A 14,920-nucleotide genomic window follows, 5' to 3' on the forward strand; every position below is an offset into this window, starting at 1 on the left:
GCGCCGGGGCTCGTAGGGGCGCGCCGCCCCCTCGCCCACCCCGGGGCTCCCCTCCGCCCCTCTCCTCACCCCACGACTCTCCCCTCTCCGAACTGTCTCTAGGAGCTAGGCCAGATGGTGAACGACGACAAAATCCGCCGCCTTCTCAAGCAGGTGACGGCGGATCTGCACACGACTCGTCGGAGAGTGCGCGAACTCGAGTCCAAGGACGCGGAGCCGGTCGCGATCATCGCGATGAGCTGCCGCTTCCCCGGCGGCGCGAGCACCCCCGAGGAGCTGTGGCGACTCGTCAGGGACGGCGTGGACACGGTGTCCGCTTTCCCCGCCAACCGCGGCTGGGACGTGGCCGGGCTCTACCACCCCGACCCCGACCACCAGGGCACCACCTACGCCCGCGAGGGCGGCTTCGTGTACGCCGCCGACGAGTTCGACGCGGGCTTCTTCGGCATCTCGCCGCGTGAGGCCCGCGCCATGGACCCGCAGCAGCGCCTCCTCCTGGAGACCGCCTGGGAGGCCGTCGAGCGCGCGGGCATCGACCCGCTGAGCCTGCGCGGCAGCCGCACCGGCGTGTTCACCGGCACCAACGGCCAGGACTACACGGCCGTCGTCGCCGAGGCCGCCGACAGCACCGAGGGCTACTCCGGCACCGGCAACACCGCCGCCGTCGTCTCCGGCCGTCTCTCCTACAGCCTGGGCCTGGAGGGCCCCGCCGTCACCGTGGACACGGCCTGCTCGTCGTCCCTGGTCGCCCTGCACCTCGCCGCGCAGGCGCTGCGCCAGGGCGAGTGCGGGCTCGCCCTCGCGGGCGGCGTGTCCCTGATGTCGACGCCCACCGCCTTCGTCGAGTTCAGCCGCCAGCGCGGCATGGCGGCCGACGGCCGCTGCAAGGCCTTCGCGGAGGCCGCGGACGGCACGGGCTGGGGCGAGGGCGTCGGCCTGCTGCTCCTGGAGCGCCTCTCCGACGCGCGCCGCAACGGGCACGAAGTCCTCGCGGTCGTACGGGGATCGGCCGTCAACCAGGACGGCGCCAGCAACGGCCTGACCGCCCCGAACGGTCCCGCCCAGCAGCGCGTGATCCGCGCGGCCCTGGCGAACGCGGGCCTCACGGCGGGCGACGTGGACGCCGTCGAGGCGCACGGCACGGGCACCACCCTCGGCGACCCCATCGAGGCCCAGGCGCTCCTCGCCACCTACGGGCAGGGACGGCCGCGCACCCGGCCGCTGTGGCTCGGCTCCGTCAAGTCCAACGTCGGGCACACCCAGGCCGCCGCGGGCGCCGCGGGCGTCATCAAGATGGTCATGGCGATGCGCCACGGGCTGCTGCCGCAGACCCTGCACGTCGACCAGCCGTCGTCGCACGTCGACTGGACCGCGGGAGCGGTCGAGCTGCTGACCGAGCCCCGCGACTGGCCCGGCCGCGAGGACGCGCCGCGCCGCGCGGGCGTCTCCTCGTTCGGCGTCAGCGGCACCAACGCACACGTGATCGTCGAGGAAGCCCCCGCCGACGTCACCCAGGAGCAGGCGCAGGACGCTCCCGACCAGTCCCAGGACGGCGCCCCCCAAGCCCCCGGCACCGACCTGCCGCCCGCCGTCGGCCCGACGCCCTGGCCCCTGTCCGGCCGCACTGCGAAGGCGCTGCGCGCCCAGGCCGCCCGGCTGCGCGAGCGCCTGCTCGACCGCACCGACCTCGCCACCGACCGCGCCGCGCGCGCCGACATCGGCTGGACCCTCGCCACCGGCCGCTCCGCCTTCGAACACCGGGCCGTCCTCCTCGGCGAGGACCGTGACCAACTGCTGCGCGCCCTGGAATCCCTCGCCTCCGAAGGCCCCGCCGCCCCCGGCACGGTGACCGGCTCGGTCGCCGAGGGGCGCCTCGGCGTCGTCTTCACCGGCCAGGGCAGCCAGCGGATCGGCATGGGGCGTGAGCTGTACGAGACGTTCCCGGCCTTCGCCACGGCCCTGGACGAGGTGTGCGGACACCTCGACCCGCTTCTCGACCGGCCCCTGAAGGACGTCGTGTTCGGCACGGACGCCGAACTCCTTGAGCAGACGGGGTACGCGCAGCCCGCGCTGTTCGCCGTGGAGGTGGCGCTGTTCCGTCTGGCCGAGTCGTTCGGGGTGCGCCCGGAGATCCTGGGCGGCCACTCCATCGGCGAGCTGACGGCCGCGTATGTGGCCGGGCTGTGGTCCCTGGAGGACGCGGTCCAACTGGTCGCCGCGCGCGGCCGGTTGATGCAGGCCCTGCCCCGGGGCGGCGCCATGCTCGCCGTGCAGGCGTCCGAGGCCGACGTCGCCCCGCTGCTCGCGGAGGTCGCCGAGTGGGTGGGCCTCGCCGCCGTCAACGGCCCCGCCCAGGTGGTGCTCTCGGGCGACCGCGGCGTCCTGGAGGACCTCGCGGGACAACTGCGCGCCGAGGGCCGCAAGACCCGCTGGCTCAAGGTCAGCCACGCCTTCCACTCACCCCTGATGGCACCGATGCTCGACGAGTTCCGGCAGATCGCCCAGGGGCTCACCTACCAGGACCCGACGCTCCCGGTCGTGTCGAACGTGACCGGGCGCCTCGCCGCCGCCGACGAGCTCAAGGACCCCGAGTACTGGGTGCGGCACGTGCGGGAGGCCGTCCGCTTCCACGACGGGCTCGGCGCCCTCACCGGCTTCGGCGTCACCACCCTGCTCGAACTCGGCCCCGACGCCGTCCTCACGGCGATGGCCCACGACACCCTCACCGGCTCCGACGCCCAGGCCGGACTCGTCGCCGCGCTGCGCCGCGACCGGCCCGAACCCGACACGTTCCTGACCGCCCTCGCCCGGCTGCACGTGCGCGGCGCCACCGTCGACTGGACCCCGCAGTACGCGCCGACGCGCGCCCGGCGCCGCGTCGACCTGCCCACGTACGCCTTCCAGCACCAGCGGTACTGGCTGGACACCACCGCACCGGCCGCCGCGGCCGCCACCCCCGCGACCGCCCTGTCCGACGACGCCGAGGCCCGCTTCTGGGAGGCCGTCGAGCACGAGGACCTCGCGGAGCTCACCGGCGCCCTGGACGTGCCCGACGACGCCCCGCTGACCGCGGTCCTGCCCGCCCTCACCGCCTGGCGCCGCCGCCGGCAAGCCACGTCCACGCTGGACAGCTGGCGCTACCGCGTGACCTGGAACCCGCTGCCGCCCCGGCAACCGGGCGACACCCCCGTCCTCACCGGCACCTGGGCCCTGCTCGTCCCCGACGAGCACGCCGGCCACGCCTGGAGCGGCGCGGCCGAGCGCGCCCTCGCCGCAGGCGGCGCCCGCGTCACGGTGGTGCGCGTCCCGGCCGCCGCCGCCACCGACCGGGCGGCCCTCGCCGCACTCCTCGGCCGGCACGAGGCGGCCGCGTGGGACGGCGCCCTTTCGCTCCTCGCCCTCACCGCCGAGTCCGGCGATGGCACGGGATCGGCGCCCGACACGGCATCGGCTCCCGACACCGCGGCACCTGGCACGGCATCGGCCCTCGACACGGCAGCGGCGCCGACCGCCGCCCTGCGCACGGCCGTTCTGCTCCAGGCGCTCGGCGACTCCGGCAGCACCGCCACCGTCTGGGCCGCGACCCGCGGCGCGGTGGCGACGACGCCGTCCGAGCCCGCCGGTGACCCGGCACAGGCGACCGTCTGGGGCCTCGGCCGCGTCGCCGCCCTCGAATACCCGCAGTCCTGGGGCGGTCTGATCGACCTCCCCGAGACCGCCGACACCACGGCGGTCACCCACCTCACCCAGGCACTCGCCTCTTCGCCGGGACCGGCGGGCTCGGCGTCGTCGGGCTCGGCGGGCTCGGCGGGCCCGTCGGACTGGTCCGGCGAGGACCAGATCGCGGTACGCGCCTCCGGCGTCTTCGCGCGGCGACTGGTCCGCGCGCCTCTGGGCGACGCGGCGCCGGGCGCGGCCTCCGCCCAGCACGCGCCGGGGGCCGAGTGGTCCGCCGACGGCGGCACGGTCCTCGTCACCGGCGGCACGGGCGCCCTGGGCGGCCATGTGGCGCGCTGGCTGGCCCGCGCGGGCGCCGGGCACCTGCTCCTGACGAGCCGTCGCGGCATCGACGCGCCGGGTGCGCGGGAACTCCGTACCGAACTGGAGGAGTCGGGCGTACGCGTGACGGTCGCGGCGTGCGATGTCGCCGACCGCGCGGCGCTCGCGGCCCTGCTCGCCGACCTGCCCGACGACGCGCCGCTGACCGGCGTGTTCCACACGGCGGGTGTCCTGGACGACGGCGTCCTGGAAGGCCTCACCGAGGAGCGGATGACCTCGGTGTTCCGCGCGAAGGTCGCGTCGGCCCGGCACCTGGACGAGCTGACGCGCGACGCGGACCTGTCGGCGTTCGTCCTCTTCTCCTCCCTCGCCGGTGTCGTCGGCGGCGCGGGCCAGGGCAGCTACGCCGCCGCCAACGCGGCCCTCGACGCCCTCGCCGAGGCCCGGCGGTCCGCCGGGCACGCGGCGACCTCCGTCGCCTGGGGCCCCTGGGGCGGCAGCGGCATGGCGGCCGAGGGCGCGGCCGCCGAGCGGCTGCGGCACGGCGTGATGCCCCCCATGGACCCCGACCTCGCGATCACCGCCCTGCACCAGGCGCTCGGCGGCCACCAGGCGCTCGCCGTCGTCGCGGACGTCGACTGGGCCCAGTACGCGCCCGGCATCACCGCCGCCCGGCCCAGCCGCCTCTTCGCGGACATCCCCGAGGCCCACGCGGCCCTCACGAGCGGCACCGACGCCACCGGCACGGCCACCGCCCCCGCGAACGCGCTCGCCGACCGCCTCGCCGCCCTGGCCCCCGCGGACCGCGAGGCCGCCCTCCTGGACCTGGTGCGCCGGCAGGCCGCCGACGTCCTCGGCCACGCGAGCGCGGACGACGTGCACGTCACCCGCGCCTTCCGGGAACTGGGCTTCGACTCGCTCACGGCCGTCGAACTGCGCAACCTCATCGGCGCCGCCACCGGCCTGCGGCTGCCCACGACGCTGGTCTTCGACTACCCGACGGCGACCGCGCTCGCGGCCCACCTGCACACCGAACTCTTCGGTGACGAGAGCGCGACCCCGCTGCCCGCCACCACCGGCGCGGCCGCGGACGACGAACCCCTCGCCATCATCGGCATGAGCTGCCGCTTCCCCGGCGGCGTCCGCAGCCCCGAGGACCTGTGGCGCCTGGTCGCCGACGGCGTCGACGCCATCGCCGACTTCCCCGCCGACCGCGGCTGGGACACCGAGGGCCTCTTCCACTCCGACGCCGAGCGCGCCGGCACCTCGTACGTCCGCGAAGGCGGATTCCTCTACGACGCCGGGCAGTTCGACGCCAAGTTCTTCGGCATCAACCCGCGCGAGGCCCTCGCCATGGACCCGCAGCAGCGGCTCCTCCTGGAGACCTCCTGGGAGGCCTTCGAGCGCGCCGGGATCGACCCGGCGACGCTCGGCGGCAGCCAGATCGGCGTGTTCGCGGGCACCAACGGCCAGGACTACACCGCCGGGGTCGACCACGTCCCCGACGAGGTCGAGGGCTACCTCGGCATCGGCAACGCCGCGAGCGTCGCCTCCGGCCGCATCTCGTACACCTTCGGCCTCGAAGGCCCCGCGGTGACCGTGGACACGGCCTGCTCGTCGTCCCTGGTCGCGCTGCACCTCGCCGCGCAGGCGATCCGCCAGGGCGAGTGCACCATGGCCCTCGCGGGCGGCGTCTCCGTGATGTCGACCCCGGCGACCTTCGTGGAGTTCAGCCGTCAGCGCGGCCTCGCCACGGACGGCCGCTGCAAGGCCTTCGCCGAGGCGGCGGACGGCACGGGCTGGGGCGAGGGCGTGGGCATGCTCCTCGTCGAGCGCCTCTCGGACGCCCGCCGCAACGGTCACCGCGTCCTCGCGGTCGTCCGTGGCTCCGCCGTCAACCAGGACGGCGCCAGCAACGGCCTGACCGCCCCCAACGGCCCCTCCCAGCGACGCGTCATCCACGCCGCCCTGACGAACGCGGGCCTCACGCCCGGCGACGTCGACGCGGTCGAGGCGCACGGCACGGGCACGACCCTCGGCGACCCGATCGAGGCGCAGGCGCTCCTCGCCACGTACGGCAAGGAGCGGTCGGCCGACCGGCCGCTGTGGCTCGGCTCCATCAAGTCCAACATCGGGCACACGCAGGCCGCCGCCGGTGTCGCGGGCGTCATGAAGATGGTCATGGCGATGCGGCACGGTGTGCTGCCCAAGACCCTGCACGTGGACGCCCCCTCCGCCGAGGTGGACTGGTCGGCGGGTGCCGTCGAGCTCCTGACGGGGGCACGCGACTGGCCGCGGTACGCCGACGGCGCGCCCCGGCGCGCGGGCGTCTCGGCCTTCGGAGTGAGCGGCACCAACGCCCACGTGATCGTGGAGCAGGCACCGACGGACACCCCGGTCGAGCCGGACGAGCCTTCCGGCCACGCCGAACCGCCCACCTGCGTGACCCCCCTCGCCCTCTCCGCGAAGACCCCGGAGGCACTGCGGGAGCAGGCCGGACGGCTCCATGAACACCTGCTGGCCCAGGTCGAGTCGGATGTCGCCGAGGTCGGCTGGTCCCTCGCGGTGGCACGGTCGCGGTTCGAGCACCGGGGTGTCGTCCTCGGCCGGGACCGGGACGAGCTGCTCGCCGGCCTCGAACGGCTGGCGCGCGGCGACCAGCCGACTGCGCGGGGCGACGGCACGACCTCGTGGGGCGATGGCACGGCTGGTGGCGTGAGCGCCGGGCATGTCGTGGTCGGACAGGCCCAGGGCGGCACGGTCCGCCCGGTGTTCGTGTTCCCGGGGCAGGGGACCGAGTGGGCCGGGATGGCTCGCCAACTCCTGGACGAGTCGCCCGTGTTCGCGAACCGGATGCGGGAGTGCGGTGACGCGCTCGCGGAGTTCGTCGAGTGGGATCTGTTCGACGAGCTGAGCGGGGAGCACTTCCACCGGGTGGATGTCGTCCAGCCGGTGCTGTTCGCCGTGATGGTGTCCCTGGCGGCCGTGTGGCAGGCGTCCGGCGTCGAGCCCGCCGCCGTCGTCGGCCACGGCCCGGGTGAGATCGCGGCCGCGTGCGTCGCGGGAGTGCTCTCGCTGCAGGACGCGGCTCGTGTCGTGGCCCTGCGGAGCCTGGCGGTCCGTGAACTGTCGGGCAAGGGCGGGACGGTGTCCCTGCCGCTGCCCGAGCAGGAGGTACGTGAGCTGATCGCGGCTTGGGACGGCCGGATCGAACTCGCCGCCGTGAACGGCCCCGCCGAGACCGTCGTCTCGGGCGCGACCGAGGTCCTGGACGAACTGGTGGCGCGGTGCGCCGAGCAGGGCGTCAAGGTCGATGCCCTCGCGGTGGGGCAGTGCGCGCAGGTCGAAGCCGTCGAGGCGCACCTGGCGCAGGTCCTCGCCCCGGTGGTGTCCCGCCCGGCCGACGTGCCGGTGTTCTCCTCGCTGACGGGGGAGAGGCTGGACGTGGGCACCCCCATGGACGCGGGGTACTGGTACCGCAACCTGCGGCACACCGTCCGCTTCGAGCAGGCCGTCCGCGCGCTGCTCGCCGAGGGCCACGGGCTGTTCGCGGAGATGAGCCCGCACCCGGTGCTCACCACCGCGGTCCGGGCCGCCGTCGACGCCACCGGCGCCCCGGCCGTCGCGCTCGGCTCCCTGCACCGGGACGCGGGCGGCGCCCACCGGCTCATGGCCGCCGTCGCCGAAGCCCACGCGCACGGCGCGGAGTTGGACTGGAAGGCCCTCTTCCCCGGTGCCCGCGCCATCGTCGACCTGCCCACGTACGCCTTCCAGCACGAGCACTTCTGGCTCGTCGACGGGCGCACGCCGAGCGGAGCGCCGGGGGGCGCGACCGACGAGGTGGAGGCGCGGTTCTGGGAGGCCGTGGAACGCGAGGACCTGGAGGGCCTCGCGGCCGAGCTGGAGGTGGCGGACGGGTCCGCCGCCGAACTGGGTGCCGTCCTGCCGGTCCTGTCGTCGTGGCGGCGGCAGAAGCGCGAGCGGTCCACCGTGGACAGCTGGCGCTACCGCGTCACGTGGAAGCCGTTGGCGGGCGGGGCTCTTCCGGGGCCCGTCCTCACGGGGCGCTGGCTGGTCGTCGTACCGGAGGAGGCCGCCGCGCACCCGTGGGTCGCCGGTGTCTCCGACGCGTTGACGCAGGCTGGTGCGAGCGTCGCCGAAGTACGGCTCGGCGGTGCGGAGTTGACGCGTGAGGCGCTCGCCGCGCGCCTGCGTGAGCACGTGCCCGGCGCGCCTGAGGCGTCCTCCGTCTCCGGTGCCTCCGACGCGGCGACCGGACTCGCCGGTGTCGTCTCCCTGCTGGCCCTCGTCGAAGACCCTCACCCGGCCCACCCCGAGCTTCCCCTCGGCCTCGCGGGCACCCTGGCGCTCGTCCAGGCCCTCGGGGACGCCGAAGTCGACGCGAAGCTGTGGACGGTCTCCGGCGGAGCCGTCTCCACCGGCCGCAGCGACCGGCTCACGAGCGCGGCGCAGGCCCAACTGTGGGGCCTGGGAAGGGTCGTGGCCCTGGAGCACCCGGAACGCTGGGGCGGTCTCGTCGACCTGCCCGAGACCCCGGACGGCCGTACCGTGACCCGGCTCGCCACCGCCCTCGCGGGCATCCCCGCCGACGGGTCGGCGGGCGGCGGCGGCAGCGGCTTCGAGGACCAGGTCGCCGTGCGCGGCTCGGGCATCTTCGTACGCCGTCTCGCGCACGCACCGCTGGCCGCCCGCCCGGCACGGGACTGGGCGCCACGCGGCACCACGCTCATCACGGGCGGTACGGGCGCGCTCGGCGCGCACGTCGCCCGCTGGCTCGCGGGCGCGGGCGCCGACCACCTCGTCCTCACGAGCAGGCGCGGCCTCGACGCGCCCGGCGCCCCCGAACTCAAGGCGGAACTTGAGGAGTTGGGGGCCGAGGTCACCGTCGCTGCCTGCGATGTCGCCGAGCGCGACGCCGTCGCCGCACTCCTCGCCGATCTGGAGGCGGCCGGGCGCGGCCCACGTGCCGTCTTCCACGCCGCCGGGGTGAGCCCCGCCGTCGCCCTCGCCGACACCGCACCGGCGGACCTCGCCCACGCGCTGGCCGCCAAGGCCGCGGGCGCGGCCCACCTCGACGAACTCCTCGCCGACGCGGACCTCGACGCCTTCGTCCTGTTCTCCTCCATCGCCGCCGTCTGGGGCAGCGGCGGCCAGGCCGGATACGCCGCCGCCAACGCCTTCCTCGACGCGGTCGCCGAACGCCGCCGCGCCCGCGGCCTGAGCGCGACCTCCGTCGCCTGGGGCGCCTGGGGCGGCAGCGGCATGGCGGCCACCGCCGAGGCCGAGGAGCACCTGCGCCGCCGCGGCGTCGCGCTGCTCGCCCCCGACCTGGCCGTCGGCGCGCTCGCCCAGGCACTCGCGTCCGACGAGACGTGCCTGACCGTGGCGGACGTCGACTGGGAGCGGTTCGCGCCCACCTTCACCGCCGCCCGCCCGAGCGCCTTCCTCGGCGGCCTGCCCGCGCTGCGCCCTGAGCGGCAGCGGGCGACGGCCGCCCCGGCGGGCGACAGCGGCCCGGTCTCGGAGTGGGCCGCACGCCTCACCGGGCTCCCCGAGCCCGAGCGGCAGCGCCTGGTCCTCGACCTCGTACGTGCCGAGGCGGCCGCCGCACTCGGCTACGGCGGCGCCGAATCCGTCGAACCCACCCGCGCCTTCCGCGAGCTGGGCTTCGATTCCCTCACCGCCGTCGAACTGCGCAACCGCCTCACCGCAGCCACCGACATCCAACTGCCCGCGACGGCCGTCTTCGACCACCCGTCGCCCGAGGTCCTCGCCCGCCACCTGCTGGCGGAGCTGTCCGGCGGAACCACCGCCGCGACAGCGGCCCCCGCCCCGGTGGCGGTGCCCGCAGACGTGGCCGACGACCCGATCGCCATCGTGTCCATGAGCTGCCGCTTCCCCGGCGGCGCCACCACCCCCGAGGGGCTGTGGCAACTCCTCGTCGACGGCACCGACGCCATCTCCGTGTTCCCCGCCGACCGCGGCTGGGACCTCGACGGCGCCGCGCGGTACAAGCCCGAGGGCGGCTTCGTGTACGACGCCTCCGAGTTCGACGCCGGACTCTTCGGGATCTCCCCGCGCGAGGCCCTCGCCATGGACCCGCAGCAGCGGCTCCTCCTGGAAACCACCTGGGAACTCTTCGAACGCATCGGCATCGCCCCCAAGTCCCTGCGCTCCACCTCGACCGGTGTCTTCGTCGGCTCCGGCTTCCAGGGGTACGCGACCGGACTCGACAGCGTCCCCGAAGGCGTCGAGGGACACCTCATGACCGGCACGTCCGGCAGCGTCATCTCGGGCCGCCTGTCGTACGCGTTCGGCCTCGAAGGCCCGGCGGTCACCGTCGACACGGCGTGCTCGTCGTCCCTGGTCGCCCTGCACCTCGCGGCCCAGGCCCTGCGCCAGGGCGAGTGCGACCTCGCCCTCGCGGGCGGCGTCACCGTCATGGCGACAGCGGGCGCCTTCGACGAGTTCAGCCGCCAGGGCGGCCTCGCCACCGACGGCCGCTGCAAGCCCTACGCGGAAGCCGCCGACGGCACCGGCTGGGGCGAGGGCGCGGGCCTGCTGCTCCTGGAGCGCCTGTCCGACGCCCGGCGCAACGGCCACGAAGTCCTCGCGGTCGTCCGTGGCTCCGCGGTCAACCAGGACGGTGCCAGCAACGGCCTGACCGCCCCGAACGGCCCGTCCCAGCAGCGCGTCATCACCCAGGCCCTCGCCAACGCCCGCCTCGCGCCCGAGCAGATCGACGCCGTCGAGGGCCACGGTACGGGCACGACCTTGGGCGACCCGATCGAGGCGCAGGCCCTGATCGCCACCTACGGCCAGGACCGGCCCGCCGACCGGCCGCTGTGGCTCGGCTCGGTGAAGTCCAACATCGGGCACACGCAGGCCGCCGCCGGTGTCGCGGGCATCATCAAGATGGTGATGGCCATGCGCCACGGCATGCTCCCGCAGACCTTGCACGTCGACCGGCCCAGCACCCACGTCGACTGGTCCGCCGGAACCGTGGAGCTGCTCGACCGCGCCCGCGAGTGGCCCGACCGGGACGGCGCCCCGCGCCGCGCCGGCGTCTCCTCCTTCGGCGTCAGCGGCACGAACGCCCACGTCGTCGTGGAACAGGCCCCCCGGCGCAAGCCCACCACCCCCCAGGGCCCCGGCGAGGTGCACACCACCGGCACCGCCGTCCCCTGGCAGCTCTCGGCCCGCACCACCGACGCCCTGCGCGCCCAGGCAGCCCGCCTGCGCGAACGCCTCGTCGCCGACCCGGCCCTCGCCGCCGACCGCGCCGGACTCGCCGACGCGGGCTGGTCCCTGGCCACGGGCCGCTCCTCCCTCGAACACCGCGCCGTGGTCTTCGGTCGAGACCGTGACGACTTCCTGTCCGGGCTGGGGGCGGTTGCCTCCGGTGGCCAGGGGCCGGGTGTTGTGTCGGGTTCGGTGGTGGAGGGCCGTCTTGGGGTCGTGTTCACGGGGCAGGGCAGTCAGCGGGTTGGTATGGGGCGTGAGCTGTATGAGGCGTTCCCTGTGTTCGCGGATGCGCTGGACGAGGTGTGTGCGCACCTGGACGGGTTGTTGGACCGGCCGTTGAAGGACGTCATGTTCGGCTCGGATGCCGAGCTGCTGGAGCGGACGGAGTTCGCCCAGCCTGCTCTGTTCGCGGTCGAGGTGGCGCTGTTCCGTCTGGCCGAGTCGTTCGGGGTGCGGCCGGAGGTTGTCGGTGGGCACTCCATCGGTGAGCTGACGGCTGCGTATGTGGCCGGGCTGTGGTCCCTGGAGGACGTGGCTCAACTGGTCGCCGCGCGTGGCCGGTTGATGCAGTCGCTGCCTGCGGGTGGGGCCATGCTGGCGGTGCAGGCGGCCGAAGCTGAGGTGCTGCCGCTCCTTGAGGGCGTGGAGGACCATGTCGGTCTGGCCGCTGTCAACGGCCCCTCGCAGGTGGTGCTTTCCGGTGAGCGGGCCGCGCTGGAGGGCCTGGAGGGCAAGCTTCGTGGTGAGGGTCGTAAGGTCCGCTGGCTGAAGGTGTCGCACGCTTTCCACTCACCCCTCATGGACCCCGTCCTGGAGGACTTCCGCAAGGTCGCCGAGAAGCTGACGTACCAGGACACCGTCCTGCCGGTCGTGTCGAACCTGACCGGTCAGCTCGCCACCCCGGACGAGCTGAAGGACCCCGACTACTGGGTCCGCCACGTCCGCGAGGCCGTCCGCTTCCACGACGGCCTCGCCACCTTCACCGGCCAGGGAGTCTCGACACTCCTGGAGTTGGGCCCGGACGCCGTCTTGACGGCGATGGCGCACGACACGATCACGGACCTGGACGCGCAGGCCGGTCTCATCGCGGCCCTGCGCAAGGACCGCGCCGAGGCGGACACGTTCCTGACCGCCCTCGCCAAGGTCCAGGTGCGCGGCGCGGAGGCCGACTGGGCGCCGCTGTACGCACCGGCCGAGGCGCGGCGCCGCGTGGACCTGCCCACGTACGCCTTCCAGCACGAGCACTACTGGCTGGAGGCGGCGTCGGACACGACGGGCTTGGCGGGCTCCGGTGCGGTGGACGAGGTGGAGTCGCGGTTCTGGGAGACCGTGGAGAGCGCGGATCTGGCCGAACTGGCCAAGACCCTGGAGGTGCCGGACGACGCCCCGCTCACCGAGGTCCTGCCCGCGCTGACCGCCTGGCGGAAGCAGCGGCGCGAGACCTTCACCCTCGACCAGTGGAACTACCACGAGTCCTGGACGCCGCTCACCGAGTCGGCGGCGGGGAAGCTGACGGGCAGTTGGCTCGTCGTCGTACCGGAAAGCCGGACGGCCGACGGGACGGACGGTCAGGCCGACGGACAGATCGACGGTCCGGCGGACAGCGCGGACAGCGCGGACAGCGCGGACGGCGCGTCGTGGCGCGCGGCCGTGGCCGCCCTCATGGCCGAGCACGACGTGCGGCTCGTGACGGTGGAGGTGCCCGCGCACGCCACCACCCGGGACGCGCTCGCCCGACCCCTGCGTGCCGCACTCGGCGCGGCGGCCGACGTGGCCGCCTTCGACGGTGTGCTGTCGCTGCTCGCCGCCGACGACGTGGAAGCCGACGCGGCCGGTGACGGCGGTGCCGCACCGGCGGAGGTCGCGCTCACGCTGGCACTGATCCAGGCCCTGGGCGACACCGGCGTCGACGCACCCCTGTGGTGCGCCACCCGCGACGCCGTCGCCGTCGGACACGCCGACGCGCGGACCGCGCCCGCCCGCACCGCCCTGTGGGGTCTCGGCCGGGTCGCCGCCCTGGAGTACCCGGAGCGCTGGGGCGGTCTGGTCGACCTGCCCGACACCGCCGACACGGCCGCCCTGTCCCGGCTCGGCCGGGTCATCGGGGGCGCCTGGGCCGGTGAGGACCAAGTGGCGGTGCGCGGCTCCGGCGCGTTCGGGCGCCGCGTGGTGCGCGCCCCGCACGACGGTGAACCGGCCGCCGCGTGGGCGCCGCACGGCACCGTGCTCGTCACCGGCGGCACCGGCGCCCTGGGCGGCCACGTGGCCCGCTGGCTCGCCCGCGAGGGCGCCGACCACCTCGTCCTGACCAGCAGGCGGGGCCTGGACGCGCCGGGTGCGCAGGAACTCCGTACCGAATTGGAGGAGTCGGGCGTCCGCGTGACCGTCGCGGCCTGCGACGCCGCCGACCGGGACGCGCTCGCGCGCCTCCTCGCGGAGATCCCCGCCGACGCGCCGCTGACCGGCGTGTTCCACGCGGCCGGTGTCCTCGACGACGGCGTCCTCGACGCGATGACACCCGAGCGGCTCGCGACCGTCTTCCGCGCGAAGACGGAGTCGGCCCGCAACCTGGACGAGCTGACGGCCGGTCTCGACCTGTCGGCGTTCGTCCTGTTCTCCTCCTTCGCCGGCGTGGCCGGCGGCGCGGGACAGGGCAGCTACGCGGCCGCCAACGCCTACCTCGACGGGCTCGCCCACGCCCGCCGGGCCCGGGGCCTGACCGCCACCTCGGTGGCCTGGGGCCCGTGGGCGGGCAGCGGCATGGCCGCCGAGGGAGTGGCCGCGGAACGACTGCGCGGCGGGGCTCTGCCACCCCTGGAGCCGGAGCGCGCCGTCGTCGCCCTTCAGCGACTGCTCGCCCAGGACCGCACCGCCGTCCTCGTCGCCGACGTCGACTGGCAGCAGTACGCACCCGCCTTCACCGCCGTCCGGCCCAGCAGGCTCTACGCCGAACTGCCGGAAGCGGAAGCGGCACGCCTGTCCGGCACCGGCGACACCGGAACCGGCGTCGGCGGAACCGCCGCGGGACAGGGCGGCCCGGACCTGGCGGCGCGCCTCGCGGTACTCGCGCGGCCCGAACAGGACCGGCTGCTCCTGGACCTGGTCTGCGAACAGGTCGCCGCCGTCCTCGGCTACAGCGGCGCGGCAGCCGTCGAACCCACCCGCGCCTTCCGCGAGCTGGGCTTCGACTCCCTCACCGCCGTCGAGCTGCGCAACCGCGTCAACGCCCTCACCGGCCTCGTCCTGCCCGCCACCGTGGTCTTCGACCACCCGACCCCCACGGCACTCGCCGACTGCCTGCGCACCGAACTCGCCCCGGACGCAGCCGACCCCGCCCTGCTTCTGCTCGGCGACCTCGACCGGCTCGAAGGCAGCCTCGCGGCGGCCGGATCCGCCGACGAGATCACCCGCACCAAGGTCGCCGTGCGCCTCCAGGCGGCACTCGACCGCTGGAAGAGCACAGCCAATGGCGCGGGCGGGCAGCCGGGCGCCGGAACCGCCACCACCACCGGCACCCCCGACGTCGGCGAACAACTCGCCGCCGCCAGCGACGACGAGATGCTCGAATTCATCAAGAAGCAACTCGGCAGGGGCTGACAACCCCACAGCGATAAACCGCGTCTTCGTCGAAGGATGGACAAGGAGCGCCCGTCAA

The 14,920-nt window shown here is 75.1% G+C and carries 1 protein-coding gene; it reads left to right on the forward strand.

What is annotated here, in order from left to right; translation table 11 throughout:
• The first annotated feature begins 117 nt into the window (after nucleotides 1-117).
• A complete protein-coding gene (locus ACZ6BG_RS33505) occupies nucleotides 118-14,862 on the forward strand; it encodes a type I polyketide synthase (RefSeq protein ID WP_469008508.1) in 14,745 nt (4,914 codons plus the stop codon).
• Nucleotides 14,863-14,920: the final 58 nt, after the last annotated feature.

The organism is Streptomyces sp. NPDC041205 (assembly GCF_055591765.1).